The organism is Paenibacillus sp. RC73 (genome assembly GCF_044908085.1).
In the GTDB taxonomy this organism is placed as follows: domain Bacteria; phylum Bacillota; class Bacilli; order Paenibacillales; family Paenibacillaceae; genus Paenibacillus; species Paenibacillus terrae_A.
The window spans coordinates 253,562-279,140 of sequence record NZ_JBIYCV010000007.1 but is presented as its reverse complement, the minus strand read 5'-3'; the positions used below and the strand labels follow the sequence as shown (position 1 = coordinate 279,140).

Annotated in this window: 25 protein-coding genes and 1 tRNA gene; 6 read left to right on the top strand and 20 right to left on the bottom strand. The window is 47.9% G+C overall.

Annotated features, from left to right (window positions below; translation table 11 throughout):
* Nucleotides 1–425: 425 nt before the first annotated feature.
* Both ABH897_RS18625 and ABH897_RS18620 read right to left on the bottom strand, forming a co-directional pair.
* The gene (locus tag ABH897_RS18625; RefSeq protein ID WP_404519620.1) at nt 426–1,859 is read right to left on the bottom strand and encodes a transcriptional regulator; all 1,434 of its coding nucleotides are present in this window, start codon (nt 1,857–1,859) and stop codon (nt 426–428) included.
* Between the two features lie 111 nt (nt 1,860–1,970).
* Nucleotides 1,971–2,939, bottom strand: a complete 969-nt coding sequence (locus ABH897_RS18620; RefSeq protein WP_283653046.1) for a LacI family DNA-binding transcriptional regulator — start codon at nt 2,937–2,939, stop codon at nt 1,971–1,973.
* A gap of 176 nt (nt 2,940–3,115) precedes the next feature.
* Between ABH897_RS18620 and ABH897_RS18615 the strand changes: the two genes are divergently transcribed.
* Nucleotides 3,116–4,459, top strand: coding sequence for a 6-phospho-beta-glucosidase (locus ABH897_RS18615; protein WP_404519618.1), 1,344 nt, complete (start codon nt 3,116–3,118; stop codon nt 4,457–4,459).
* A gap of 192 nt (nt 4,460–4,651) precedes the next feature.
* Here ABH897_RS18615 and ABH897_RS18610 read toward each other — a convergent pair whose 3' ends face one another.
* Together ABH897_RS18610 and ABH897_RS18605 are read right to left on the bottom strand one after the other, a co-directional pair.
* Entirely contained in the window at nt 4,652–5,410 is a 759-nt protein-coding gene (locus ABH897_RS18610; protein ID WP_283653048.1) for an SDR family oxidoreductase, read from the bottom strand.
* Nucleotides 5,411–5,720: 310 nt separating this feature from the next.
* A tRNA-Arg gene (locus tag ABH897_RS18605) sits at nt 5,721–5,794 on the bottom strand.
* 175 nt (nt 5,795–5,969) lie between these two features.
* On the opposite strand from ABH897_RS18605, the gene ABH897_RS18600 reads away from it, so the two are divergent.
* A complete protein-coding gene (locus ABH897_RS18600) occupies nt 5,970–6,263 on the top strand; it encodes a magnetosome magnetite crystal formation protein family (RefSeq protein WP_404592538.1) in 294 nt (97 codons plus the stop codon).
* A 295-nt stretch (nt 6,264–6,558) separates the two neighbouring features.
* On the opposite strand, the gene ABH897_RS18595 is transcribed toward ABH897_RS18600, so the two are convergent.
* Nucleotides 6,559–6,918, bottom strand: a complete 360-nt coding sequence (locus ABH897_RS18595; protein ID WP_283653050.1) for a hypothetical protein — start codon at nt 6,916–6,918, stop codon at nt 6,559–6,561.
* A 164-nt stretch (nt 6,919–7,082) separates the two neighbouring features.
* Between ABH897_RS18595 and asnB the strand changes: the two genes are divergently transcribed.
* The gene (gene asnB, locus ABH897_RS18590; RefSeq protein WP_404519616.1) at nt 7,083–8,927 is read left to right on the top strand and encodes an asparagine synthase (glutamine-hydrolyzing); all 1,845 of its coding nucleotides are present in this window, start codon (nt 7,083–7,085) and stop codon (nt 8,925–8,927) included.
* 273 nt (nt 8,928–9,200) lie between these two features.
* On the opposite strand, the gene ABH897_RS18585 is transcribed toward asnB, so the two are convergent.
* The 5 genes from ABH897_RS18585 to ABH897_RS18565 form a co-directional block, all read right to left on the bottom strand.
* A complete protein-coding gene (locus tag ABH897_RS18585; protein WP_283653052.1) occupies nt 9,201–9,830 on the bottom strand; it encodes a DUF4367 domain-containing protein in 630 nt (209 codons plus the stop codon).
* A 15-nt stretch (nt 9,831–9,845) separates the two neighbouring features.
* Nucleotides 9,846–10,178: a peptidoglycan-binding domain-containing protein gene (locus ABH897_RS18580; protein ID WP_283653053.1), complete on the bottom strand. Its 333-nt coding sequence runs from the start codon at nt 10,176–10,178 to the stop codon at nt 9,846–9,848.
* Between the two features lie 589 nt (nt 10,179–10,767).
* Nucleotides 10,768–11,400, bottom strand: a complete 633-nt coding sequence (locus ABH897_RS18575) for an XTP/dITP diphosphatase (protein WP_283653054.1) — start codon at nt 11,398–11,400, stop codon at nt 10,768–10,770.
* Nucleotides 11,400–12,161 (bottom strand): ribonuclease PH, encoded by a 762-nt coding sequence (rph, locus tag ABH897_RS18570; protein WP_283653055.1) that lies wholly within the window; start codon nt 12,159–12,161, stop codon nt 11,400–11,402. The genes ABH897_RS18575 and rph overlap by 1 nt, the downstream gene beginning before the upstream one ends.
* 93 nt (nt 12,162–12,254) lie before the next feature.
* Nucleotides 12,255–13,313, bottom strand: coding sequence for a GerMN domain-containing protein (locus tag ABH897_RS18565; RefSeq protein ID WP_283653056.1), 1,059 nt, complete (start codon nt 13,311–13,313; stop codon nt 12,255–12,257).
* A gap of 152 nt (nt 13,314–13,465) precedes the next feature.
* Between ABH897_RS18565 and ABH897_RS18560 the strand changes: the two genes are divergently transcribed.
* Nucleotides 13,466–14,023 (top strand): phosphatidylglycerophosphatase A family protein, encoded by a 558-nt coding sequence (locus ABH897_RS18560; protein WP_283653057.1) that lies wholly within the window; start codon nt 13,466–13,468, stop codon nt 14,021–14,023.
* 106 nt (nt 14,024–14,129) lie between these two features.
* On the opposite strand, the gene ABH897_RS18555 is transcribed toward ABH897_RS18560, so the two are convergent.
* From ABH897_RS18555 to ABH897_RS18535, 5 genes are all read right to left on the bottom strand, one after another.
* Nucleotides 14,130–14,915, bottom strand: a complete 786-nt coding sequence (locus tag ABH897_RS18555; RefSeq protein ID WP_404519614.1) for an SDR family NAD(P)-dependent oxidoreductase — start codon at nt 14,913–14,915, stop codon at nt 14,130–14,132.
* 107 nt (nt 14,916–15,022) lie between these two features.
* Complete coding sequence (locus ABH897_RS18550; RefSeq protein WP_283653059.1) at nt 15,023–15,661, bottom strand: TetR/AcrR family transcriptional regulator; 639 nt, start codon at nt 15,659–15,661, stop codon at nt 15,023–15,025.
* Between the two features lie 128 nt (nt 15,662–15,789).
* A complete protein-coding gene (locus tag ABH897_RS18545) occupies nt 15,790–16,425 on the bottom strand; it encodes an NAD(P)-dependent oxidoreductase (protein WP_283653060.1) in 636 nt (211 codons plus the stop codon).
* 52 nt (nt 16,426–16,477) lie between these two features.
* Nucleotides 16,478–17,500 carry an MBL fold metallo-hydrolase gene (locus ABH897_RS18540; RefSeq protein ID WP_283653061.1) on the bottom strand — a complete coding sequence of 341 codons (1,023 nt, stop codon included), beginning with the start codon at nt 17,498–17,500 and terminating at the stop codon, nt 16,478–16,480.
* A 23-nt stretch (nt 17,501–17,523) separates the two neighbouring features.
* Nucleotides 17,524–18,267: a class I SAM-dependent methyltransferase gene (locus tag ABH897_RS18535; protein WP_404519613.1), complete on the bottom strand. Its 744-nt coding sequence runs from the start codon at nt 18,265–18,267 to the stop codon at nt 17,524–17,526.
* Between the two features lie 231 nt (nt 18,268–18,498).
* Between ABH897_RS18535 and ABH897_RS18530 the strand changes: the two genes are divergently transcribed.
* The gene (locus tag ABH897_RS18530; RefSeq protein ID WP_404519611.1) at nt 18,499–19,377 is read left to right on the top strand and encodes a DUF72 domain-containing protein; all 879 of its coding nucleotides are present in this window, start codon (nt 18,499–18,501) and stop codon (nt 19,375–19,377) included.
* Here ABH897_RS18530 and ABH897_RS18525 read toward each other — a convergent pair.
* The 5 genes from ABH897_RS18525 to ABH897_RS18505 form a co-directional block, all read right to left on the bottom strand.
* Nucleotides 19,369–20,481: a glycosyltransferase gene (locus ABH897_RS18525; protein WP_404519674.1), complete on the bottom strand. Its 1,113-nt coding sequence runs from the start codon at nt 20,479–20,481 to the stop codon at nt 19,369–19,371. The two genes, ABH897_RS18530 and ABH897_RS18525, sit on opposite strands and share 9 nt — an antisense overlap.
* 89 nt (nt 20,482–20,570) lie before the next feature.
* Complete coding sequence (locus tag ABH897_RS18520) at nt 20,571–21,401, bottom strand: class I SAM-dependent methyltransferase (protein WP_283657278.1); 831 nt, start codon at nt 21,399–21,401, stop codon at nt 20,571–20,573.
* On the bottom strand, nt 21,394–22,743 hold the full coding sequence (locus tag ABH897_RS18515; protein ID WP_283653064.1) for a nucleotide sugar dehydrogenase: 1,350 nt from the start codon (nt 22,741–22,743) through the stop codon (nt 21,394–21,396). The genes ABH897_RS18520 and ABH897_RS18515 overlap by 8 nt, the downstream gene beginning before the upstream one ends.
* A 2-nt stretch (nt 22,744–22,745) precedes the next feature.
* On the bottom strand, nt 22,746–23,726 hold the full coding sequence (locus tag ABH897_RS18510; protein ID WP_404519610.1) for a polysaccharide biosynthesis protein: 981 nt from the start codon (nt 23,724–23,726) through the stop codon (nt 22,746–22,748).
* A 19-nt stretch (nt 23,727–23,745) separates the two neighbouring features.
* A complete protein-coding gene (locus ABH897_RS18505; protein ID WP_283653066.1) occupies nt 23,746–24,453 on the bottom strand; it encodes a glycosyltransferase family A protein in 708 nt (235 codons plus the stop codon).
* A gap of 216 nt (nt 24,454–24,669) precedes the next feature.
* Here ABH897_RS18505 and ABH897_RS18500 point away from each other — a divergent pair, with 216 nt between their 5' ends.
* The gene (locus ABH897_RS18500) at nt 24,670–25,383 is read left to right on the top strand and encodes a GT-D fold domain-containing glycosyltransferase (protein WP_283653067.1); all 714 of its coding nucleotides are present in this window, start codon (nt 24,670–24,672) and stop codon (nt 25,381–25,383) included.
* The last annotated feature ends 196 nt before the right edge of the window (nt 25,384–25,579 follow it).

Sequence of the window (25,579 nt, the reverse complement as noted above, 5' to 3'; positions counted from 1 at the left end):
CTTTAATAACTGTGATTAACAACGACGAATAACAGAGGAAGAATGAAAAGAAAGTGGTATTTAAGACCAATGGTCATAATTTTAATGATCATTATAACCCCGCCGATAGGCTATTTGAATGTATTCTTCAATAGGAAGAAATTTGAACCCAATGAACGATTAGGCTATTTGGCAATAGCCACAGTATTTGCTGCCCTATGGTTAACTAAATTTCTACCGCATTCATGGCGAATTCCCGCTATAATAGTTGTTGCACTTATTGGGATATTCATATTCAGAAAAAAGTAAATAATAAAAACAATCCCCGTTACCTTAATTGGTTGGCGGGGATTGTTTTTATTTACGTTTAAGCTCCACCAATTTGATCACGAAGCTCAATGCTATGACCGTAAGTTTGAACAGGCATACTGAAGATAAACAGAAAGCTAGTTGCTATTACTAGAAGCACCATTTTTTTCAACATTGTTTACCCACACCTTTTCAATAAGATTGAAATACTCCGCTTTAGTTTCAGGAACCGCATGGGCTTGAAAACGAACGAACAATCCCATACAGTTTATAAAATATGTCTCATTATTTAGTATATTCGCTTTTATCGATGCATTCATCAAATGTTTAAAGCCAACAGCATAAATCCCTTTGTGTAAATAGTAATAAGCTAACTCATAATCAAAACGTGCATACTGGTCTGGCACAACTTGTTGGGTATACATGTCAGCAGATGGTCGCTGTTGAGCAAAAGAATCAATCTCCGTTTTAAACCGCTGGAGTATTTCATCCACATTTATCTGATATTGGTTAGTCGCCATTAAAACATTCAATAGCTTGGTAATCATCTCTTGATCCGTTCCATCTGTGGCTGCAATATACTCAACATAATCCAGAAGCACACTTGTATCTCCAGAAAGAAGTTTATTTACAAATACATTACCCTCTGCCCAGTGCCCAAACAAGCCGATCCAATGCAGGGTATCCTCGTCCGTCTCTTTGACCCAATCTAAATTAACGTAGGCGTATGTATAATCTAGAGCTTGTTGATAATCGCCTTGGGCTTCACAAACACCTGCACACAACAAATCGGCATAGGTGATGTACACAAACATGGGACGACTCAGCCTTCTATCAGGCTCCACGCGCTTTTGCTTCTTCTGCTGATGTTTCAAAGTATATTGAATTTCCGCTTTATCTCTCATTTTTCTAGCCGTTTCATCCAGCTTGTCCCATTCACGCAATGAACGATACACATTCGCCAAATCTTTCAACGCATCAAGCTGGTCTATTTCATCCAGTCGTTCGACAAAGGGCTCAAATAGCGTAGCTGCTCTGAGATTTCGGTTTTGATCGTCTCCAACCTGAATTGTAAACATACGATACTGACAGATGGCCAAGCGTTCAGAATGCTGGTACTTCTCTCCTTCCGCAACCCCCTCATAGAGCAACAACGCAGCAGCGTGCCGACCTTGTGCGAATAGTATTTCCGCCGCATCAAATAGCTTCGGGGAATATAACAGCTTGTCCATGATATGACCAACTACACGCTTAATCGCTTCCAGCTTATCCAGTTCAGCACAGCGATACAATACTGGCTCAATTCGCCGCCAATCCGGGGAACGTTCGATGATGTAATGATCTATGTATCGTTCGTAAAAAAAGCCTTCGGGTAATCCCATAGCCAGCGTGATTCGATCAAGCTGATGTATAGCCACAGGACGATGCTTAAGAATCCAATTATTAAGTGTTCTTTGATGAACACCTGAACACTCGGCAAATTGTGCCAATGTCAAGTCATTTTGCTTTAGATATTCTTCCAACTCCGCTAAAATCGTAGGTGTATGTTCCAAGTCACAACCACCTTTCATACAAAAAATCCAAATTTTATAATCTTATCTCAGATTATTGTCCAAATATTGGCATGTGTCAATATACTTTTTCTTGATATTGGCATATCAAACCAAAGCCCTTTCCCCAAATCAGGTAGTCGCTCTCTCCACTAATTTAAACTCCAAATGATGTAACGTTTCATCCAGCCCTTCAAGGGTGTTGCGAATCATGATGAATGCGTTCTCAGCTTGTTTATCAATCGGGTAATGAATCGTTGTTAAATCAAGCAAATGCGAAATTTCCGTGTTATCAAATCCGACCACCGCACATTGATCCGGCACAGAAACGTCGAGCCTGCGTGCTTCGGTCAGCAGTCCTGCTGCCAAATAATCTGTAGAACAAGCGAAGGCATCCGGTTTGTCCGTTTGTTCTATCCACCAATGGGCGATATTTTCACCCTCTGCTATTGAATTTAAACCATAAAAATGCGGGAAGGCCTCAGCGTCCAGATCATATTTTTCACAAAAATCATGATAGGCCCGGATGCGTTCCTTCGTATTAAGCCCCCGCATATTGCCATACACATTTACAATTTTCCGGTATCCTCGGGCATACAAATGCTCCAGCGCCAGCGTATAGCCCTGATACTGATCCATGAATACAGACGGGATTGCCTCTATGGTCACACGCTGCCATGTCACAATCGGACCATATTTGGTATAATGCTCGATCACACTCCACTCATTGACGCGAATCATACAAACCAAGGCATCCAACTGCTTTCTTCGCAACATTTCCAGTGCTTCAAGCTCCCTTTCCTTATCCCCATTCGTAATAAAAAGGGCTATATTAAAGCCATGCTCCTGAGCATACATCGTAAAACCACGCACAAATAAATTCAATGAATCATTAAAAGAAATTGAAATAATTCCTATGAGCTTTGTCATGCCCGTTTTTAAAGAAATCGCATTCAAATTAGGAACGTAATCCAGTCGGTCTATGACCTCCTGCACACGCTGTCTTGTCGGTTCACTCACATACGGGTGGTTATTAATGACACGGGACACCGTTGCCGAGGATACACCCGCAAGCTTTGCAATCTCATGGATATTCGCCATAGTCCTCACCTCGTTCTCTCTATTTTAGCATGTCTTTGCGCTAAGCCTCCAGAATCTCATCACACCCCCAAAATTGTTTTTTTCAACCCCCTTGACCTGTAATGCATTACAGAGATTACAGTGAAATAGAAGCTTGAGAAAGCGGTTTAAAAAAATGTACTCAGGAGGCAACAATCATGAAAAAAGGCTTAAAGATAGCAACTATCGGTGGCGGCTCCAGCTATACTCCGGAATTAGTAGAAGGCTTCATCAAACGTTATGCAGAGCTCCCTATTCGGGAATTGTGGCTGGTAGACATTGAGGCAGGACGCGAAAAGCTGGAAATTGTAGGGGCCATGGCCAAACGAATGGTGAAAGCGGCAGGCATTGATTGTGAAGTACATTTGACGCTGGATCGTCGTGAAGCCTTGGTAGATGCCGATTTTGTAACAACACAGTTTCGGGTAGGCTTGCTCGAAGCCCGGATTAAAGATGAAAGTATTCCGTTAAAACACGGTATGATCGGTCAGGAAACCAACGGTGCCGGAGGAATGTTCAAGGCCTTCCGTACCATTCCTGTCATCCTCAGTATTGTCGAGGATATGAAAGAGCTGTGTCCGAATGCGTGGTTGATTAATTTCACCAACCCTGCAGGGATGGTCACCGAAGCCGTGCTTCGTTATGGTCAATGGGACAAAGTCATCGGATTATGTAATGTTCCAATCGGCGCGATCAAGAGTGCATCCGCTGTGCTGGACAAACCGGAAGAAGAACTGTTCTTTAAATTTGCAGGAATTAACCACCTTCACTGGCATAAAGTATATGACAAAATAGGGACCGAATTAACTGAGCAGGTGATTGAAGGACTGTACGCGCCTGGCGCAAAACCGGAAAAGGTCGTTGAAAATATTAGAAACATGCGTTTCCTGTATGATCAAGTGCGTCATTTGAAAATGCTGCCTTGTCCATACCATCGTTATTACTACATGACAGATAACATGCTGAAGGAAGAACTAGAGGAAGCCAAAAATGAAGGAACTCGGGGTCAAGTCGTCAAACGTCTGGAAGAAAGCCTGTTTGAACTGTATAAAGATCCTAATCTGGATTACAAACCGGAGGAACTATCCAAACGCGGCGGCGCGCATTACAGCGATGCAGCCTGTGAAATTATTAATTCCATCTATAACAACAAAGGCACACTGATGGTGGTTAGCACACGTAACAATGGTGCAATTGATGATGTTCCTTATGACAGCGCGATTGAAATTACCAGTGTGATTCGCGCACATGGTGCAGAACCTGTAAACTTTGGCAAATTCCCGCCTGCACAGCGCGGCTTGCTGCAAGTGATGAAGGCGATGGAAGAATTGACGATTGAAGCGGCGGTAACGGGGGACTACGCAACAGCTCTGCAAGCCTTCACCCTGAATCCGCTTGTACCAAGCGGTGACATCGCCCAAACGGTGCTGGATGAATTGCTGGAAGCGCATAAAGAGCATTTGCCACAATTTTTTGCGCATAAGGCGAAAGCAACGGTATAAAACAAAAGCAGAGCTTTTCCTATCACTTAATTGATGTTCCACGTTCTGAGGTTCGAAGCTATTGAATCCAGTAAAAGAGGCCGTGTCAGACACGGCCTCTTGGTATTTAATTATTCTCCCACAGTAACTCGTAGCTAATCCATCGCTCCAACTCCCGGGATAGAGCCACGTATTGTGGCTTAATTCAGATTATTAATAGGCAGTCCAACCTGCATCGGCAGTAATCACTGTAGCGTTCACAAAACCTGATTCATCCGAAGCAAGGAATAAAGCCACCTGTGCTATTTCCTCCGATTTTCCAAGACGTGGATTAATAGCCATTCCCAATTGCTGTCTGGAAGCACCAAATTTATTTAGATTAGTTATCGTTGAATTGATGTTAGTTTCCACACCACCTGGAGCAATTGCATTACAACGTATTCCTTGTGGAGCATACATGTAGCCTGTATTTTTAGTAAAACCAACAACTGCATGTTTAGAAGCTGTATAAGCTCCACCAGCTCGCCCACCAAACAACCCACCTGCAGAAGCTACGTTCACAATGACACCTTTTTGTTTTTCTAAAAAGATAGGTAGAACTTTACGAGTAGAACGCATAACACTGGTTGTATTAATCGCAAAAATTCTTTCCCACTGGTCATCTTTAATATCGCCTGCCGGTTCCATGTTATCCATAATTCCGGCATTGTTTACCAGAATATCTACTGTACCATAGGTGTCAACGGTCGTATCAATCAGATTCTGAATATCTTCTTCTTTTGCAACATTAGCAACTACGACGATAGCATCTCCACCATTAGCTTTGATTTCTTCTACCACATTAGTAGCTGCATCTGCATTAATATCGGACACCACTACCTTGGCCCCTTCTTGTGCATAAAGCTTGGCAATAGCTTTACCCATACCGGAAGCTGCACCTGTGACTACTGCAATTTTGTCTTGAAGTCTCATTTCTATCCTCCTCGTCTGCATCTGTATCCTGTATAATGTTCGACAGTTGTTCATCAACTTTTACAATTATAGTATAAAGAAGCACATCAGCTAAAATCATCAAACGCTACTTATTTTGCTCACTAGCAAACACTTTTATACATTAATGTCTATTAAATAGGGGGACATTTTATAAGAACTATCAGTCTATCGAAGCTCTGCTTAATGAAATTATAGACGATGTCACTACTGATTAATCGCATCATATCGTGAACCCTGTGAGCATAACTGGAACACAAAAAAGCTCCCTTACGGAAGCTTCTCTGTTATACGTCCCAGGAGGGATTCGAACCCCCGACCGACGGCTTAGAAGGCCGTTGCTCTATCCAGCTGAGCTACTGGGACAAAATGGTATTCGTTGGAACCTTATGTATTCAGCGCATTGATTATTATATCATATTTTTGCTAACTGTCAAAAGCATTTTTTTATCGTACAAGTAAACAGGCTGCAAAAGGAATCATTTGGACGCTGACGGGGTATTATGTACAAAAGGCCATGCTACGAAGGAGGTATATGTCCGTGAGAGGTCTATTGTCGTCACTTTGTTATTTCAGTATTTTTTTCGCCCCTTTTCTGTTGCCTGTCATTGTATGGATTGCGGTACGGGACGAGTATGTTCGGGAACATGCAAAAAAGGCCATTTTATCGCACATTTTCCCCATTATCGCGGCGATTCCGCTATTGTATTTTATCGCAACGGCGAATCATGCAGGTTCTGTAATCGGGTTTGTGCTGCTATTCGCTGTGGTCTACCTCGTGGTATTTGTCTACAACATCTACAAAGGAATCATGACACTCCGTGAAGCCGCTTAAATCTGAAGAAGAAGCCTCCTGCATTCCGCGAATTAAGCGGGATACGGAGGCTTCTTTAAAAATTTTTAATGGACAAATTTATTTATTACCAAAGCGTCTAGGACTTTTTGGTACTTCATGCCTTACATTTTTCTCAAGCACTTCTTCCGCAAATTCATTGTTATGAATATAACTGCTGCCTTTGTTCTTCTTGTACTTCGCTTTGCCGTCTATGATTTCCCCCTCCTTTCACGCTGATCCCGCGATGGCGCTGGAGCCCAAATCAACAAAAGCCGAGGCATGGCGCATCCTATTCTCATACGCCGAACTCCTTGGCAAATTCCGTGCTGAGCTGCCCATAGGAAAGTAACTCCCTTTTAAACTTTTCCCGTTCTTCCCCAGCCGTAATGTGAGTGGAGTCGGTAAAAGCCTTATCCGTCACTTCCTCAAACGCAGAATGCAGGTTATTGTCGTACCAATCCAGCGCCAGATCGGCATCATTACGAATGATGCGTACCATGTCATAGCCTTCCTGACCGTCCTGCTGATTGGTGGCGGTAATGTAGACCAGCAGTTCCGGGTCATCTGCTGCGCCGGGCCGTACCTCTACCTCTGCGCAGCGCACTCCGTCAAGTTCGGTGAAGCGGCGTATTTTAGCATCCTTGATGTAGTACATTTGCCTTCCTCCTTCCTTGCGAATACACGGGTTGCCCCATTTGTAGTTTTCGGAACGGACAGACATTTTATGCTCCTTTTCGGCATATATACTGATGAACTGGGGATTTAGTTTTTGTTTCATCCCAACACTGGATGAACACGACAAAGAGAGGATGAACAGACATGTGCGGAATTACTGGTTTCATACAGTGGAACGGAGACTTAATGCATCAATCGGAGCTGCTGCTCAATATGACGCGAACGCTCTCTGATCGCGGACCGGATGCTGCGGGCACCTGGATATCCAACCCGTGTGCCTTTGGACACAGAAGACTGAGCGTCATGGACCCGGAAAACGGCGCCCAACCCATGATCCGGCAGCTTGAGGATATCACTTATACGATTGTATATAACGGGGAAATATATAACGCGCCTGAGCTGAAAAAAGAGCTGCAACAGCGAGGGCATATTTTCCGTACACAATGCGACACAGAGGTATTGCTTGAAGCCTACATTGAGTGGGGCCCGGATTGTGTGGATCGGCTGAACGGCATTTTTGCCTTTGCGGTCTGGGACAGTGAGCGGGAGCAGGTGTTTCTGGCACGGGATCGGCTGGGAGTGAAGCCGTTATTTTACAGCCAGGCCGGAGATGTATTCGTATTTGGCTCGGAGCCCAAAGCGCTGCTTCAGCACCCTTCGGTAGAAGCCGCAGTCGACGCCGAGGGTTTGGCTGAAATTTTTATCATCGGGCCTGCACGCACCCCCGGACACGGCGTCTATTCGTCCATGAAGGAGCTGCGCCCCGGACATACGCTAACGTACAGCCGCGACGGTGTGCGCATTCAAGCCTACTGGAAGCTGGAAAGCTTTGCGCATGAGGATAACACCGAAGAAACAGCGCTCAAGGTACGCGAGCTGCTGCTGGATACGGTGGAGCGGCAGCTGATTTCAGACGTTCCGGTATGCACCCTACTGTCGGGCGGTCTGGATTCAAGCGCACTGTCCGCGCTGGCTGTCGATTATTACAAGCGTACCGGGCAGGGACAAGTTCATACGTATTCAGTCGATTATGTGGATAACGACAAGCATTTTAAAGCCCATGCGTTCCAGCCCGGAGCCGATGCCCCATGGATTCAGCGGATGGTCGATGAGTTAGGCACGAACCATCACTGGATCGAATTCGATACGCCCGAGGTCGTAGCAGCGCTGAACAACTCCACGCTAACACGGGATTTGCCCGGTATGGCGGATGTGGATTCGTCGCTGTATCTCTTTTGCCGGGAGATTAAAAAGGGAGCCACTGTTGCTATTTCCGGTGAGGCGGCGGATGAAGTGTTTGGCGGATATCCGTGGTTTCATCGTGAGGAAATGCTCAATTCGGGTACGTTCCCGTGGGCAGTCGCTCCCGACATGAGAGCCAGTCTGCTGTCTCCCGAGGTGCGGGACTGGATCAAGCCCTTGGAATATTTGAACGACCGCTACTCGGAAGCCGTAGGAGAAGTGCCAAAGCTGCCGGGGGAAACAGATAAAGCCGCGCAAATGCGCGTCATGTCCTATTTGAACATCACCCGCTTTATGCCTACTCTGCTGGACCGTAAGGATCGGATGAGTATGGGAGCCGGACTGGAAGTACGGGTGCCGTATTGCGACCATCGGCTGGTGCAGTATGTATGGAACATTCCGTGGAGCATTAAAATGACGGGCGGGCGTGAAAAAGGTATTTTACGCAAGGCGCTGGAGGGTGTATTGCCGGATGATGTGCTGTATCGCAAAAAAAGCCCATATCCCAAAACGCATAACCCTTCCTATCTTGCTGCTGTGAAAAAACAGGCGCTGGATCTATTGGATGATTCCTCCTCCCCACTGCTCAAGCTGATTGATGCCCAAAAAGTACGGGATATCGCGGCCTCACCGGAGGCATCCACCAATCTGCCCTGGTTCGGTCAGCTGATGTCAGGGCCTCAATTGTTCGCGTATTTGGCTCAAGTGGATAACTGGCTGCGCACTTACAAGGTAGCGATTCGGTAAGCGTTAGTCGTAACCTGACATAACCTTCCTCAAGGCAAAACGTGAATAGCTTGAGTTGTATGGAAAATAATAAATGTCAAAAAGCCTATCCGCAGCTTGGTACCATCCCCATCAAATTAGATACTCAAAAAATCCCACATGAACCATGGATAGAGTGAACTGGAGGGGATATGTGCATAACACGGTTTACTCAATTATGACTGGATCGGGAAAGGAAACTAAAAAACACAAACGGATCGTTTGTGTTTTTTAGTAATTAGTTCGACCAAAAAATTACTCTTGAATTTTTTTTACAATTTCCATCAATTCATCAAGAGTGGCATTAAAAGAGGAAACAGTATAAAAGTGATCTTTCGTAATCAGATGAACAACCTTTCTTGCTTGCCCGTCAACATAAACAGCAGTATGGTCGTTGATTTTAGTCGACTCAACCTTTTCCTCTTTATATGATTCTTTCAAACTCTCAATAGTAGCCTGTTTATCCATATGGGATTCGGTTTGAATGACCATAATTTCTTTTCCATCATTCCCGCGATATGATTGTCTAATAACCAATCCATTCTCGCCTTTTAGTGCTGTTGTGTTTAATGGTTTCAAACTTACGTCCCCAGCCGCTGCTGTTTTAAGCGAGGCTCCCTGCGCTAGATTAGGAATATGGATATCTTCTGCTGGTACATCAGATATGTTTATGAGTCCTTCGATATCAGTAGAGCTTTCAACTACTGTCTCTGCTGGTGTTTCCATCGGCGCTTGTGCTGTTGAAGCATCAATCGCTTCTGCTTTGGTCTCAACCGGAACCTGTGATGGAACTTCCGATTCGGCAGCATAGGAATTATATACAAATGCACCACTACCTATTACGAGTGCGCCACCTAATGCTACAGCAACTAATTGTTTTTTCAAATTAAACCCCTCCTATTAATATACTGTACCTGAAGTAACGGTCCTATTATTGGTTTTATACAAAACTGCATATCTCATACCACTACCACTATCTCCTGTCCCATAAAACACGTAATAAGTCGAACTGTCAGGAGTAGATAAGAAGAAAGATCTTCCTGGAACTTCAACAGAGACATTATAGTTCATTCTATTCCAAGTCCCCGAACCAGCTATTCCATCTGCTGTTAGTCCTTTAGCACTTTGAAAATTTTGGAGCCCTGATTTCACACCGCTACCAAAACTTCCATCAATCGTTCCTACGGTTCCCTGTTGTCCATAGGCCCATAAATTTGCTTGTAATGCTCTCACATATCCCCCGCTGTCGCCTTGGCGCAAAGTAGGGAAACCACTAAAATCACTGGCAGCACTTGCTATGCTTGAAAGCCCGAGACAAGAATGGACTTTATTAATCAGACTGATTATGTAAAAGGTTATTTGTATGTGTTTTATGACTAATAAAGAACGTACAAAATACAGCTACACTATTAATAGCTGCATATTGCATTTGGTTGTCTTCTCTTACATTATAAGTTTATTTTTGTAATTCTTCAACAAAACTATGGGCAATTCCCCCAATCTATCAGGGGCACGCTGCGGAATTGAACCGCACAAGGGGTCCGACCAGGCTGCTGCTGTTTCAGCTGGTTAACTGGTTCCTTGCGCCAGCGCCTGCCATTAAACCCCAGACTAATCTGAGGTTTAATTCTGGGTAAGCTTGATGGAAATGGAAAAATCAAAAGTCTATACATGATTATACCCCTGTCTACTTGACAGGGGTATAATCAGCTATCCTTCATTATTGTTATATGTTAGCTTAATTATTTAGCCGTTCAATAAAACGGTGAGGCAACAGACGCATCTAAAGGTTACTCAAGCCCAGCAGCTACATTGCTAAAAACTATGCCTGCGGATTCCCAAGCTTTTTCGCCAAGTCACGCAATGCTACGCCTCGGTGGCTAATGGCTTGCTTTTGTTCCAGCGTCAGCTCGGCCATCGTCTTTTCAAACTCAGGCAAATAAAACAACGGATCATAGCCAAATCCCCCGCTGCCTGCGGTTTCCGTTGTAATCCAGCCCTCCACCGAGCCAGTCGATTCCAAGGTCTCCCCTGTCTGCGGATTATACAGAATCAAGGTGCAGACGAATTGAGCCGGGCTTAGCAAAGGCTGTCCGGTATCATCACCAAGCTGCTTCGATTCCAGAACGTCGAGCAGCTTGATATTGTTTTCGTGATCGCTGGCACCTTCTCCGGCATAACGGGCCGAGTATACGCCCGGTGCACCGTCCAGCAAATCCACACACAGGCCGGAATCATCAGCCAGCACAGGCAATCCGAGCACATCTCCGACCGCTTTGGCCTTTTTCAAAGCATTCTCGGCAAAGGTTTTACCATCCTCAACGACATCAGGGATGTCAGGATAGTCGTACATGCTTTTGACTTCCTTGCCAAACGGAGCAAAGGCATGTGCGAATTCACGCAATTTTCCTTTATTCTTCGTAGCGACAATAACAACCGGACCCTCCAACAGCATCAGGCCCCAGCCCCCGCACGTCCTGCTCCGATCTTGTCTGCAATCGGTCCGAGTACTTCTTTTTGACGCTCGATCATTTGCAGAATTCCTTGTTCACCCAAGCTGAGCAGTTGATCCAGCTCTTGACGGTCGAACGGACTTTCTTCACCTGTACCTTGCAGCTCGACATACTTGCCGCCGCTGGTCATCACGAGGTTCATGTCTACCTTGGCCTTGGAATCCTCTTCATAGTTCAGATCGAGCAGCGCTTTGCCGCCAACAACCCCCACGCTGACGGATGCCAGAAAATCAGTAATTGGAAAAACAGGCAGCTTGTGCTGTAGCGCAATTTTATTCACAGCAATCGCCAGCGCTACGAAGGAACCGGTAATTGAAGTCGTGCGTGTGCCGCCATCCGCCTGAATCACGTCACAGTCCAGCGTAATCGTCCGCTCACCCAGCGCCTGCAAATTCACAACCGAACGCAGCGCTCTTCCGATCAGACGTTGAATTTCCATCGTCCGGCCTGTCAGCTTCCCACGTGCAGCTTCGCGCTGATTACGCGTATGAGTCGCCCGTGGAAGCATGGAATACTCTGCCGTCACCCAGCCCTTCCCTTGTCCCTTCATAAAGGGTGGAACGCGTTCTTCCACGGTAGCTGTACAGATGACTTTCGTCTCGCCAACCTCTATAAAAACAGAGCCCTCCGCATACTTATTTACTCCTGCTGTCAATTTCATCGGGCGCAGCTCATCACCGTTTCGTCCGTTAGATCTACTCATGCTTTTTCCTCCTACGTCGTATGCAACCTGTTCTTATACGTTTATTTTACCAAAGTGTGCAGGCAAAAGCACCCCAAGGACGATTCGTCGCCCTTAAAGAGGAATTTCGTTAATGTGCTGCGGCTTGGTTACAGGCTCTCCATAATTCTGATTATTTTGTCCAATCACACTTTTTTCACCGTTCAGCTCAATCCGAATTTTGGTTTTAACCGCATCCTCTGAATTGTCTGCCGCCGTCAGCACTACCGATTCCAGAAACTCGGCAGGCACCGCTTCTCCCTTGGCGAACATATCATCCGAGAGCGATACCGTAATCACGTTATCCTTGGAGCGTTCCACGGATTTCAGAGCCGTCTCCCCTGTCATGACTTCCTGTAGTCCGTCCTGGGTCTGCGGCCCCTGGATCAACTGATGCAGCGCGGACTGAACACGATCTTTTTCCGGGCTGACCAGCCGTGTTACAGGCACATAATATTGAACTCCAGCGGGAGATGAGGATGAAAAATATACCGTGACCGGACTAGAATCTAGCGGCGTTACGCCATGACCAACCTCCAGATTAATGCCTACTGCGCGGGTCAGCGGATGATCCAGCGGTGTGCCGCCAACAGGCATTTCGTTCAGCTTTTTGCCATCCACCCAGATTTGTACACTTTGAATATCGGGACGGTCAGTCAGGGTCCAGGTCAAGCTCTCCATTAATTTGCGTTCTTCCTGTGCCTTGTAGCTCCCAAACGATTTGTTGAATTCGACGACTGCCAGCTTGTTCTTCTTGTCCACCGTCACACTCTTCACTTCTGTACCTTGGGGCAGCACGCCCTTGAAACCCTCCGGCAATAATCCGGCATACGGCCCGCCCTCCACCAGCGTTTCCAGCGCCGACTTGGCATCCGCCTGCACATCACCTGTAGCAATCGGTAAGGATACCGGGGCTAGCAAACCGTTATGATCCTGTAAAAATACAGCTCTCAGCTGTCCAGTGCTGATGGGAGCTTTTCCTGTCACCGCCTTAATCATGGACTGCTCCGTCGTGGATGGCGGGGGATCAATAGATGCCGATTCATTGCCGAAAAGACTGCATCCGGACAACAACAACGGCAGGGACAGCAGCCCTACTACAGACGTTACGCGCAATGGATGTTTTATGTTCATAAATGAAGTTCCTCCCTAACAATTTTGTACAGATTGTACTAATATGTATACGAGCCTCGCGTAAAAAATAACTACTTTTTCATCCGACTGGACACACTGGTCATAATTGCAGTAGAAATCAGGAACGATACGAGGAGGGAAACTTCAACTTTATGGACAAGAAAAAAGCACCTTATAGCCTGAATAGTAAAAAGGTAGCCGATGCCACCCGCGAATGGCTGCACAAGCGTGGTGTAAACATTACGGAGATCGCAGAGCTGGTCATGCTTTTACAAAAAAAATATTACCCGAATTTAACGGTGGAAGAATGTATTGAGAATGTGGAAAAGGTGCTGATGAAGCGCGAAGTCCAAAATGCGGTGCTTACGGGCATCCAACTGGATATCCTTGCCGAGCAAGGCGCTCTCCTTCCCCCATTGCAGGATATGATTGAAAATGATGAAGGGCTGTACGGAGTGGATGAAATTTTGGCCTTTTCCATTGTGAATGTATACGGCAGCATTGGATTTACGAATTACGGTTATGTCGATAAACTTAAACCGGGCGTGCTGGAACGACTGAACGATAAAAGCCTGGGGCCGATCCATACGTTTCTGGACGATATTGTCGGGGCCATCGCTGCTTCGGCCAGCAGTCGTATTGCTCATCGCAAGCAAGCAGAACGCGAGCAGGAGCTTGGGGAGGAAAGCGCCCCGGATACAACTCGTTAGATAACAACGCGATAAAATACAACAGATATATGCCGGGTCTGATTTGAATAGGAAACGATCAGACCCGGAATATAGGGTAGACTAACGTGATGGTTACAATCTAAATTTATTTTTGTGGGCGCAGTGCACGTTCTACAATTCCCAGCGTGGATTGACGAGAGAAAAACCGGGATACCTGAGCTACCCAATAGTTTTGACGACCGGAAATGATGTGACTACGCCCCTTTTCAAATGCTCTCAGCGCGTTCTTCACAACGGTTTGGGGAGTTTCCCTAATTCCAATTGACGCTTCACTTGCGCCAACAATATCAAAAAACGGCGTTTCTGTTGAGCCTGGACAAAGGGCCAGAACTTTAAGTCCCCGTTTCCGATTTTCTGCCCATAGCGCTTCAGTAAAAGAAAGCACAAATGCTTTGGTTGCTCCATACACCGCCATATACGGATCGGGCTGAAATGCGGCTGTGGAAGCAACATTGATTAATCCGCCATCCCGGTTACGCAATAAATCAGGCATAAATGCATGTGTGATATCGACTAAAGCAGCCACATTGAGCATGACTTCCTCATGCTGCCGTTCTCCTGAAACCTGCTCGAAGTATCCATAGGTGGCAAAGCCGGCATTGTTAATCAAGAGATCCACCTTTAGATGATGTTTTTGAACCTCCTGATGTAATGTTTGCGGTGCTCCTATCACAGAAAGATCAAGTGCGATGACTGTTGTCTTTACATTGTATTTAGCAGAAAGCTCTTTAGCCAACGCCTTCAACTTCGTTTCATTACGTGCAACCAAAATGAGATTGCATTTTTGAGCTGCCAGCGAATAGGCAAAGGCTTCGCCAATACCGGATGATGCACCTGTGATCAGAGCTGTTTTGTTTGCGTACATAAACATGATTATGAACCTCCATAGTATCGTTGTTTTATTTAAGAAACATTGTTACCATTGTTCCAAAATGAACCGAAGTCACCTATTATGACGACCTCAGTACACCTTATATCTTAAGATTGGGATGAGGATGTTTTAAATGCTGCGAGCATATTCTTCAGTGTAAATACATACACCCCTTGAGCCATATCTACATCTGAAAAATGACCTGCAAACTGAAGATGTATGACTCCATGTAAAGCAGACCAAAACATGCGGACAACTAGCAGCGGATCATGTTCTTCCAGTTCACCCTGCTCCATAGCATGTGCTACGGCTTCCGTGATTCGAGAAAGGGCCGTAGTCGTGCCCTCCAGACTCTGTTCATCCGGTTTAAAATCAGATAAAGCCCCGCCAAACATCATTTTGTAATAGGCTGAATGAAGCTGTGCAAATTGCCAATATGCCCAGCTTAGGGCTTCCAGATCAGCGAGTACGTTATCGGTGCTTGGAACTTGTTGAAAGGTTTCGGCCAATAGCCGACATCCATCTAGGTACATCTCATTGGCGAGACCATCCTTGCTGCCGAAAATACTGTAAATAATCTTGGTGGAACAGCTTAATTTCTGGGCAACTCGTCGTACAGTCACGGCCTCAGGCCCTTCTTCCGCAAGAAGGATACATGCGGCATCAATGACATTTTTACGTAGCAATTGCTGCTGCTGTAGCTTCACTTCCGAATAGGTTTTATAGGGATGCGATGGCTCGGACATTTTTTAATGCACTTCCTTACTATTTTTAACATAGAGTTTGAACGTGATCTTTTTGGAAACAACGTTACCAACAAGAATCATAGTATTCTAATTCTGAATTTTTGTCAAATATTAAACTCGCTACAGCATCAATAGGCAATGCCTACCCGTGTGTGTAGAAAATCGCTGCTACTCAACTGACGATAGGTAAAATCGGCCGTGTCAGCGGTCATAATTTGTGTGCCATCCTCGGGCAGCAGATCCTTTTCCACGCGATATATGCCCGTCCGTGCTCCGTCCGGCAGCCATGTCGGGCAGACTATCGTCCAGTCCAGCGCCGAATCGCGCAGCAGTTCGTACACCCGGCGGTGTTCCTCAGCCGCACGGGTGCTGCGCCGCCGGGGCTCGGAGGATTCATACCGATACAAGCCCGGCTCCGTCCGGCTCTGTAAAATCCCTGCCGTCCCCACTGTAATGAGCCGGGGAACGGACTGCTCCTGCATAAGCCGGATCAGCAAACGGATATTCACGGATAAGGTCGTGGTTCCATCCGTATTCAGCGCGCTGATGACAGCCGTCGTCCCACCCTCCAGCGCTTGCGCTACATCCTCAGCGTTGGTGGCATCTCCTTGTACGATCTGGAGTAGCGTCCCATATCTTAATATGTAATCCTCCAGCTTGTCCGGTGAACGAACAAGAGCTGTAACAGTATGACCGTCCGCTAATGCATATTCCAGAATAAAACGCCCCACACGTCCGGTAGCCCCCAGCAGCAGCAAATTCATAAAAGCCTCTTTCCCGGCATGGATGCCGTTGTCCTTCTATTACTTTCCGCCATTACTTTCCGCGAAGCGGGTAGAAACGTGCGATAGGGTTCGTCTCGCTTATAGAGGCCCGACCGCGTCGCTCCAGTTCCACCAGATGGGCCAGTGTCTCGGACATGGCAAACCGTAGCTGATGAATCCCCAGTTTGTCACTAAATACAGCGATACACAGCTCATAGGCTGTACTGCCCTCTGGCTGGATCAACTCATGGAACTTGTCCAGCCGTTCTTCATGATGCTCCAGCAGCGCCTGCGTCCGTTCACGAAAATAACCAAACGGATTACGGTGCCCCGGATATGCCCACGCTACCTCCAGCTCGCCAAGCCGCTGCAAACCATTCAAAAAAGACTGCAAGGGCTGGGGGTCACTTCCCGGCAGCAGACTGATATTAGGCGAAATCCTTGGCAAAACCGCGTCACCGCACAGAATAACGCCGCTATTCGGCTCATACAAAGAGACATGTCCGGGCGCATGCCCCCCTGTCTCAATGGGCAGCCAGCCACGCCCACCCAATTCCAGACGTGCATCCTCCCCGACAGGAATAACAGTGATATCAGGCTGTGGATTCACTTGCAGATGAGCCTGCTGCATGTGCAGTTCCAAGGCCGATACCTGCTCCACAGGAAAGCCGTGACGGACAAAAAAGCTTGGCAGCCTCTGCTCCATCGGCATAGAGATATCCGCTTGTGAATCTGGCTGGCCCCACATCACCATCGCTTCCTTATGGCTTCGCGCTGACATATGTACACGAGCCTGACTTTGCTGCTGCATCCAGCCCGCCAAACCATAATGATCCGGGTGATGATGAGTCACCACAATGTCCGAGATATCACCAAAGGACATCCCCAGCTCCCGGAAGACATGCGCCCATTCTTCCTCCGTATCCGTACTGCGCGGGCCGGGGTCTACGATCGTAAATCCGTCTTGCCCCTTCAGCACATAGCTGTTCACCCAGCGCAGCGGAAAGGACATGGATATTTTGACCTGAAAGCCTCCGTCGATCCGTTCACACGGGGTCAGCTCCGGCATCTTCATGGCTTCCCAACCGCCTTTCCGTATCAAGCACGCACACCGACAAAAATCATTCGGGGCGATGCATTTTCAATATATTCATCTTCGTTATAGCTTCCATGTACCTGCTCTACAGACAGTCCCGCTTCCTCCAGCAAAGCACGGAATTTTTCATACGGATACAGCTTGACGCGCTCATGATACACACGTGCAGGCTCTTCACCCGCTACTACTATTGAACGAATGGCAATCTGTTTTTTCACAAATCCGTCCTCGATAACCCGATGCTCCTCAATCTGACTTCCTTCATCCTCCCGTGACGAATGCGGCACCAGATGAGCGGCTACGTACGCAGGATTCAAATAATCTATAATAAAACGTCCGCCCGGCTTCAACAGCCGATAAATTTCTTTTAATACTCTAAGCTGCTCCGCGTCCTCCTCAAAGTAACCGAAGGAAGTAAACAAATTTACCACCGCATCAAAGCTTTCCTCCAGCGGCACCTCTCTCATATCGCCCTGATGCCAGCTAACCCGTCCTTCAGGATCGGAAGCATGTGCTTCACGCAGCAGCACACCGGACAAATCCACGCCCGTTACCTTATAGCCGGCATCTGCGAGCGCAAGCGAATGACGTCCCATACCACAGCACAAATCCAATACGCTGGATCCCTGCGGCAATTTGAGCCAGGAGATCATTTTCTGCACTTCCTGATAGGCTCCCTGAAAGTCGCGATGCTTGTATACTAATAAGTAATCTTCCCCAAAGCTCTGCTCATACCATTCTGCCATATTGTTTCTCCTCCATGAACTCATTTCGCTCTATTACATACTATATTAGCTTTTTCAAACTGGAAACTCAAAAACATTACGATTAAGCAACATGTTACAATAACCATATTTATGCTTAGATATTCATAGGAACTTCATACCAGCTTCATGCGATTCACCCCATTTTATCATTAAAATGAATCAAGGGAACGCCTTTTGATGCTATTCATGAAGGAAAGGAGCGACAACGTTATGATTCAAATCGGACTGACGGGTTGGGGCGATCACGATGATCTGTATCCAGTCGGCACCAAAGCCAACCAAAAATTAAGCGTCTATGGAAGCCATTTTTCAGTGGTGGAGATGGATAGTTCTTTTTATGCTGTGCAGCCCACAGATCGTATGGCACGCTGGGCGACCGAAACCCCTGACTCATTTTCATTTCTCGTCAAAGCCTATCAGGGCATGACCGGGCATACGCGCGGCAAACAGCCTTATTTCAAAACAACTGATGCCATGTACGAAGCATTGCATACATCCATACAGCCTCTCCGCGAAGCAGGCAAGCTCAAGGCTGTGCTGTTCCAATATCCACCCTGGTTCGACTGTACACGTGAGAACGTCGCCGTGCTGCGTGATACGAAAAAAAGGATGGGAGATGTCCCATCCGTACTTGAATTCAGAAATCAAAGCTGGTTCACACCCGAGTTTCGAAAGCAAACGCTGGCATTTATGCGTGAGGAAGGCTGGATACACAGCGTATGCGACGAGCCGCAGGCGGGACTGGGGTCCGTCCCGATTGTGCCGCAGGCTACGGACAGCAATATGACAGTGGTACGTCTCCACGGACGGAATGTGTCCGGCTGGAATCAAAGCTCCGCACCCAACTGGCGAGAGGTTCGTTATCTGTATCGGTATAATGAGAGCGAGCTGGCCGAATGGAAAGACCGTTTGCTGGAGCTGGAGCAGCAAAGCCGCGAGGTGTGCGTTATTTTCAACAACAACTCAGGTGGAGATGCCGCCGCTAACGCCAAGCAGCTCATGACCATGCTCGGCATGGAGCCTAAGCCTTTTCCACCCCGCAAGCCACCCGAGGAGGACAATGGACCGGAACAGCTTGAACTATTTTGAAGGGCGGGCTGAGGATGAAAGGTTTTGAATAGCACTCCTGAGCTTGAGTTCGTTATCCAGCAAATGCGGGTCCTCAGGCAAGTATCGCAAAGCTTTTTGGTTATGCTCATATGAAGCGTCCAGATTGCCCAGATTGGCACAGCAATGGCTAAGTCGTACATGCGGCAGCCAGGAGTAGCAGGGCAGCGGAACAGCTCTCAAACCAGATACGCCCCGCTGCTCCAGTGCTTTTTCGTACCAGTAGGCGGCTGTGCTCCACTCTTTTCGTGTGAAGAACCAGTCACCGATCATGCAGCACAGATCCGCTTGCGGCACATCATATCGGAAGGAGCGCAGCAAACTATCCAGTTGTTGCTCCGGCTGCACGAGATGAAGATAGCATTCCGCCAACCGTACACAAGCCGTAATCCGGTCCTCCCGGTAGCCGCTCGGCTCTCCCAGCAGGCGATTGAACGCCTCTGCCGCCTCGACATATTCCTTACGATCAAAGCACTCATTCGCGTAAAAATACAGCAGACGTCCCTCCAGCTTGCCGCTTTCGCTGATCCAGCGGGCAAGGATACGTTGATTACGGAGCGTGTGATCTTCCATGCGGCGGTGCGTTACAGCCACATCTGAATGGACGATTTGCCCCTCGGGTATCACCAGATCCTCATGCAGACGCCCTGCCCAGCGGTATTGACGCTCCCGCTTCACGAGACGAATACGGCGCGAGGTGAATAATGGCTCCCCCTGCTCACCTTCCGCCAGATGGAGTGGCATCACCACCGCGTCAATGTCCATAGACAAATGCCGCTTCAACGAACGCATACGCTCACGATCTGGCTCCAGCAGCACATCGTCCGCATCCAGCCACAGGACATAGGAACAGGTCGCCTTGTCGAACGATTCGTTGCGGGCGGAGGCAAAATCGTCGTTCCAGTCGAATGTATACAGCCGATCCGTATAACGGGCTGCAATCGTCTTCGTCTGATCCGTGGAACCTGTGTCCACGATGATCATTTCATCCATCAGGTCCGCCACCGAATCCAGACAGCGGGCAAGTGTCTGCTCCTCGTTTTGCACAATCATACACAAGCTGATGGTGACGGGAGGTTTAGTTATAGAGCCTTCCGCACTACAGCTATGCGTCTTGGGCATTTCCGTCGTCATGACTTCACGCCATCCCCTTTACCGTTGGCTGTATTCCCGGTCTATTTCCCGGTAGACCCGCCATCAGTATATGCACCTTTCCCTTCATTCTGCGCCTTGCCCGCCTCTTCAGGACGTGCAGCCCTCTCCGGTGGCAATGCCCGTTCCTCCATGTGTCGGATTCGCTGTACCGCCTTGTCGAGCGCTGCCTTGCGCTGATTCATTTTGCGAACATGCTGCTGCTCCACCAGCCGGAATTGTTCCTCATCTAGCGCCATCCAGCGGGCCAAATGCTCTGCCCCCGGATTGGCTTCGCGCAGCTCTTTCGCTTTTTTACGGCCTGCGAAGCACAAATATTTGTGATGCACCTCCAGCGCTTGTTCATCAACATAAGGAAACAGCACACTGGACAGGCTCCCGGCATAGTAGGTCCACTTGTGATCGTGAAACGGATGATATCCGTAGGGTACAGAAAGGACGAGCGTCCCTTTTTTATGAAGCAAACGGTAGGCTTGTGCAAGCAATGTATGAGGGTGTGCGTAATGCTCCAAAATCTCACCTAAAATAATCGTGTCAAATCCACCGGGCGGACGTTCGAATTGAGAAATATCTTTTAACTGAAAATGAACTCTTCCACGAACAGGTGCAGATTCCTGGCGAAGTTCTTTTTTTGCATATGAAATGCTGCCCTCTTCCAAATCAATGGCCGTTACCTCAAAGCCTTCCCGCCCGAGCAAAATGGACGTGATCCCCTGACTACATCCAGCATCCAGCACAGTATGACCCTGCACATGGCGGCAAATCCAGTGAATTCTGTTACGGGTAGCCTCATGAGATTCCTCCGAGTTAATCTGCCCGTAATAGCGCTCATTTACCTGATCACGGTTAGCCAACAGCGGCGCCCCCTCCAGCACCGGGATTCCCCAGTATCACGACATGACCACCTGTGCAATTCACCGTCGCGTTGCGTGTATCGAACACCAGCGGAGCATGGTCGACTAACTGCTGGTAATCCAGGGCAGAATGATCCGTCGTGATCACGACGATATCTGCACTTTCCCACAGGCGGGTGTTCGCCGCACGAGATTGGATGACCTCACCGTTCAGCTTAAAGCTCTTTACATACGGGTCGGTGAAGCTCACCGAAGCGCCCATTTCCTTTAAGTGCTCAAACAGGACAAGAGCAGGGGATTCCCGAACATCATCAATGTCTTTTTTGTAGGCTACGCCCGCCAGAACGATCTCGGACTGGTTCACAGCTTTACCTTCCTGGGCGAGCAGGGTTTCAATTCGCTCCGCAATATACAGCGGCATACGCCGATTCATACGGTCTGCCAAATCCACAAACTCCAGCTCAAGCCCATGCTGCTCGGATTTCCATGACAAATACAGCGGATCGACCGGAATACAGTGACCCCCGATGCCAGGCCCCGGATAGAACGGCATATAGCCGAAGGGCTTCGTTGCTGCCGCATCCAGCACCTCCCATATGTTGATGCCGATTTTCTCACAGGCCGCTGTCAGCTCATTGACCATCCCGATGTTGACACTGCGAAACGTATTCTCGAACAGCTTCGCAGCTTCCGCGACTGTTGTCGAGCTGACTGGAACCATTTGCTCCAGAAAGGAGCCGTAAAAGGCTACTCCTGCTGCCAGGCAATCCGGAGTACAGCCGCCAATCACCTTGGGCGTGTTCCGAATGTTAAAATGAACACTGCCCGGATCGACGCGCTCTGGTGAAAAACACACGTAAAAATCCTGGCCTACCGTCCAGCCCCTTCGCTGTTCAATCACCGGGCGGATCAGTTCCTCCGTCGTTCCCGGATATGTGGTACTTTCCAAAATCAGCAGCGTCTGTTTTCGCAAATGGGGGATAGCTTGGTCGATAGCCGTTTCTATATAGGACGTATCCGGCTGATGGTCATCCGTCAGTGGCGTAGGCACGCAGATGACGACGATATCCGAATGCTCCAGCACCTTGATATCCGTAACCGGATGCAGCCTCTGCCCGATCAGACCCTCCAACGCATCATCGTCAATATCTATGATGTACGATTGTCCTTGAAGCAGCTTGGCTACTTTGACCGGATCGGAATCCACACCATACACGTCGTAACCGGCTCGTGCCATTTCCACAGCCATCGGCAGTCCCACGTAACCGAGGCCGATCACCGCAACCTTTACCGTGCCTTTAGTTATTTTTTCCATAAGTTGCAAAATGCCCACCTCTTTCATCGTTACTCCACACCTCGCAATAGCTCAGCAATGCCTGCGCGGTCCATTAACTCATCGTCCGAGCGGTATTGATCAAAGCTCACCCGTTCCAGCCCGCCATATTGGCTCAGTAATCGCTTGTCTGCTTGCTGTGGGAGAATGACAAAATAACGATCATCATAGCGGTACGTGTGCGGCACCTCATAAGGAGAAATCAGAACTTCGTGCAGCTTTTCCCCACCGCGTATGCCGATTTCTTTTACTTTCAAAGATGGCTGGCCCGCCTGCTCCTTCATCACTTCCGCCAGATCTGCAATGTTGCAGCCCTTCATTTTCATAACCAGCGTCTCTCCACCAATCGCCGCCACAGAAGCCTTCAGCAGCAAGCCAATAGCCTCTCCAAGCGTGAGGAAAAAACGGGTCATATCAGGACTGGTCAGCGTCAAATCCTGCCCTTCCGCGATCTGGCGCTTGAACAACGGCACAACACTTCCGCTTGTACCCAGCACATTGCCGCCGCGAATACACACAAAACGGGTGCGCTCGCTCAGATCGTTGGCACGAATCATCAGTCTTTCGCCAATCGCCTTCGTCATGCCATATACATTCACCGGGTCTACTGCCTTGTCGGTAGAGACGTCAATAACCTTGGCGACTCCCTGCTCAATGCTGGCCCGGATTACATTTTGCGTACCGTATACGTTCGTCTTGAAAGCCTCTTCTGGCTGTCTCTCGCACACGGGGACATGCTTCAACGCCGCCAGATGGAACACATAGTCCACCCCGCGACATGCCTCTTGTAATGCCTGAAGATCCCGAATATCACCTATAACAAAATTCAACCGGGGATCAGACTGGAATTGACGCTGCATAGCAATCTGTGCAAATTCACCGCGTGAAAAAATACGAATTTCCGCTGGTCCTTCCTTGAGTAATTCCGCCGTTAGACGTTGCCCCCAAGATCCCGTTCCTCCGGTCACCAGCAGTTTTTTGCCTTTGAACAATATAATCTCCTCCTGACCGTTACGAATTGACAGTGCCCGTCCCCAGAAATTCAGCCAGCACAGCCTTCATGTCATCCTCTGTCAGCCGATCCTTCGCTGGCACTTTTTTTACAGAAGTATTTGCGGCATGGATGACGTTCACATAGTTGCGAAGCGGAATGACCTCATGCGGCAGCTCCGTTACATATCCGTGCGTACCCTTCCCAGGAATGGCGACACGGTAATCGTTCAGAAAATCCTCCACTCGATAGCGAAACACATAAAAAGAAGGCGAACGGTGAAATACCGGTGCCATCTGACCTTCTACGGCATCCCACAGGTAACCCATCTGGTTCACCAACGCGACCGTATCCGGCTGAAATTCGTAATCATGCAACTGTTGCACAAACGATTGATGATACAAATCGTCGGAATCAATTCGCGCAATAAGCAGTTCGTCCGCGCCTTCGATATACGCATTAATGCGGCGCTTGCTTTCGATGCTGGTACCAAAGCGGATATGGTCGGGAATCGGCTCACGCTTGGCTAATTCATCCTCCACGATGTCACTGCATCCTCCCGCCAGCTTGACGACAGACAAGAAATCCGCATTCGTCTGACTGAGCAAGCTGCGCAGCGTAAAGGTTCTGAATACATCCAGCCGCTCGCTGATCCACTCACGTGTCAGCCGATTGGGATTCATCCCGTAGTTATTAAAATTAATTTCAATCACAATCTTGCGATTCATTCATCTTCCTCCCTTTCAACCGTCTCCTCACAAGTTATGAAACCGCCGGGGAAACGGCACGTACAAATGCATCAACTCTTTCAATAAATAGGTAGAATCCAAAAAGAATAGCTGATCATACAAAAACCTTGCCGCTTTCGACATATGATAGAATACAGAGTTTTTTGCACCATTCTAAAAGCTGAAGAAGAAGGATAGACAGGGAGGAAGCATGATATGACTAAGCCAAAGTATCTGGAGATTGACGAGGTATTGAATCATTTGAAGTTGGCACTGGATCAACAGCAGCCCTTCTCGCTAATTCGGATTGGGGATGGTGAAAATTTGATTTTGTCTCAGGATACCGTCTGGCCGATGGAAAAGGTGTTGCAGGAACGTTGGGCAGTCAAAGCCAATCTCGGGCAAAAAGGATTGTTTCTACCGAATACGAAATTGCGAGATTCGGTAGCCGAGGCGGTACGCAAAGTCGATATTGCTGGCATCCTGCCTTATGATGACGAATCTATCAAAGCACCGTCCTATATGAAGCGGGAGCTGACCGACCAGGTTTTTAACCATTACAGCCTCTCTCCTGCGCTGACCTGCCATGCCTGCCTGAACCGGTATTTGGCTGAGACACCCGCTTTCTGGGACATGCTTAAAAATCGGCGCATCCTGCTCGTCACCCGTACAGCCGCCGAAGTGAAGCCCGTCCTTGAAGCCGAGCCGTATCAGCTGCATATCCCGCACACGCTTGCATTTCATCAATATGAACAAATGGATAAAACGCTCCAGTGGATCGCAGCGCATAAAGATGACTTTGATATTGCGCTATTCTCCTGCGGGGTCAATGCGGTCGTACTGGCGCAAAAAACGGCAGAACTAACTGGCAAAGTAGGTATAGACTTCGGCAAGGCAATTAATATCGTAATGTTCGGCAAAGCGAATTAATGGATAGCCTCTGCTTCTCATATCAAAAAAGCACTAGCAAATTCAAGATTTGCTGGTGCTTTTAGCTATCACAAACCGTCCTAAAGTACGTGGGTCGCATGGAATATCTAAATAAAGCCTTGAAACCTTGCTAGCTTAAAAATAGACTTTGAGATTTCATGTCACTTATTTTACAATATTATAGAAACTAGCATTA

Coding starts and splice junctions, on each gene's coding strand:
- ABH897_RS18625 (WP_404519620.1), bottom strand. CDS start 1,859: ATGAAAGGTGGTTGTGACTTGGAACATACACCTACGATTTTAGCGGAG.
- ABH897_RS18620 (WP_283653046.1), bottom strand. CDS start 2,939: ATGGCGAATATCCATGAGATTGCAAAGCTTGCGGGTGTATCCTCGGCA.
- ABH897_RS18615 (WP_404519618.1), top strand. CDS start 3,116: ATGAAAAAAGGCTTAAAGATAGCAACTATCGGTGGCGGCTCCAGCTAT.
- ABH897_RS18610 (WP_283653048.1), bottom strand. CDS start 5,410: ATGAGACTTCAAGACAAAATTGCAGTAGTCACAGGTGCAGCTTCCGGT.
- ABH897_RS18595 (WP_283653050.1), bottom strand. CDS start 6,918: ATGTACTACATCAAGGATGCTAAAATACGCCGCTTCACCGAACTTGAC.
- asnB (WP_404519616.1), top strand. CDS start 7,083: ATGTGCGGAATTACTGGTTTCATACAGTGGAACGGAGACTTAATGCAT.
- ABH897_RS18575 (WP_283653054.1), bottom strand. CDS start 11,400: ATGCTGTTGGAGGGTCCGGTTGTTATTGTCGCTACGAAGAATAAAGGA.
- rph (WP_283653055.1), bottom strand. CDS start 12,161: ATGAGTAGATCTAACGGACGAAACGGTGATGAGCTGCGCCCGATGAAA.
- ABH897_RS18565 (WP_283653056.1), bottom strand. CDS start 13,313: ATGAACATAAAACATCCATTGCGCGTAACGTCTGTAGTAGGGCTGCTG.
- ABH897_RS18560 (WP_283653057.1), top strand. CDS start 13,466: ATGGACAAGAAAAAAGCACCTTATAGCCTGAATAGTAAAAAGGTAGCC.
- ABH897_RS18555 (WP_404519614.1), bottom strand. CDS start 14,915: ATGTTTATGTACGCAAACAAAACAGCTCTGATCACAGGTGCATCATCC.
- ABH897_RS18550 (WP_283653059.1), bottom strand. CDS start 15,661: ATGTCCGAGCCATCGCATCCCTATAAAACCTATTCGGAAGTGAAGCTA.
- ABH897_RS18545 (WP_283653060.1), bottom strand. CDS start 16,425: ATGAATTTGCTGCTGCTGGGGGCTACCGGACGTGTGGGGCGTTTTATT.
- ABH897_RS18540 (WP_283653061.1), bottom strand. CDS start 17,500: ATGAAGATGCCGGAGCTGACCCCGTGTGAACGGATCGACGGAGGCTTT.
- ABH897_RS18535 (WP_404519613.1), bottom strand. CDS start 18,267: ATGGCAGAATGGTATGAGCAGAGCTTTGGGGAAGATTACTTATTAGTA.
- ABH897_RS18530 (WP_404519611.1), top strand. CDS start 18,499: ATGATTCAAATCGGACTGACGGGTTGGGGCGATCACGATGATCTGTAT.
- ABH897_RS18515 (WP_283653064.1), bottom strand. CDS start 22,743: ATGAAAGAGGTGGGCATTTTGCAACTTATGGAAAAAATAACTAAAGGC.
- ABH897_RS18505 (WP_283653066.1), bottom strand. CDS start 24,453: ATGAATCGCAAGATTGTGATTGAAATTAATTTTAATAACTACGGGATG.
- ABH897_RS18500 (WP_283653067.1), top strand. CDS start 24,670: ATGACTAAGCCAAAGTATCTGGAGATTGACGAGGTATTGAATCATTTG.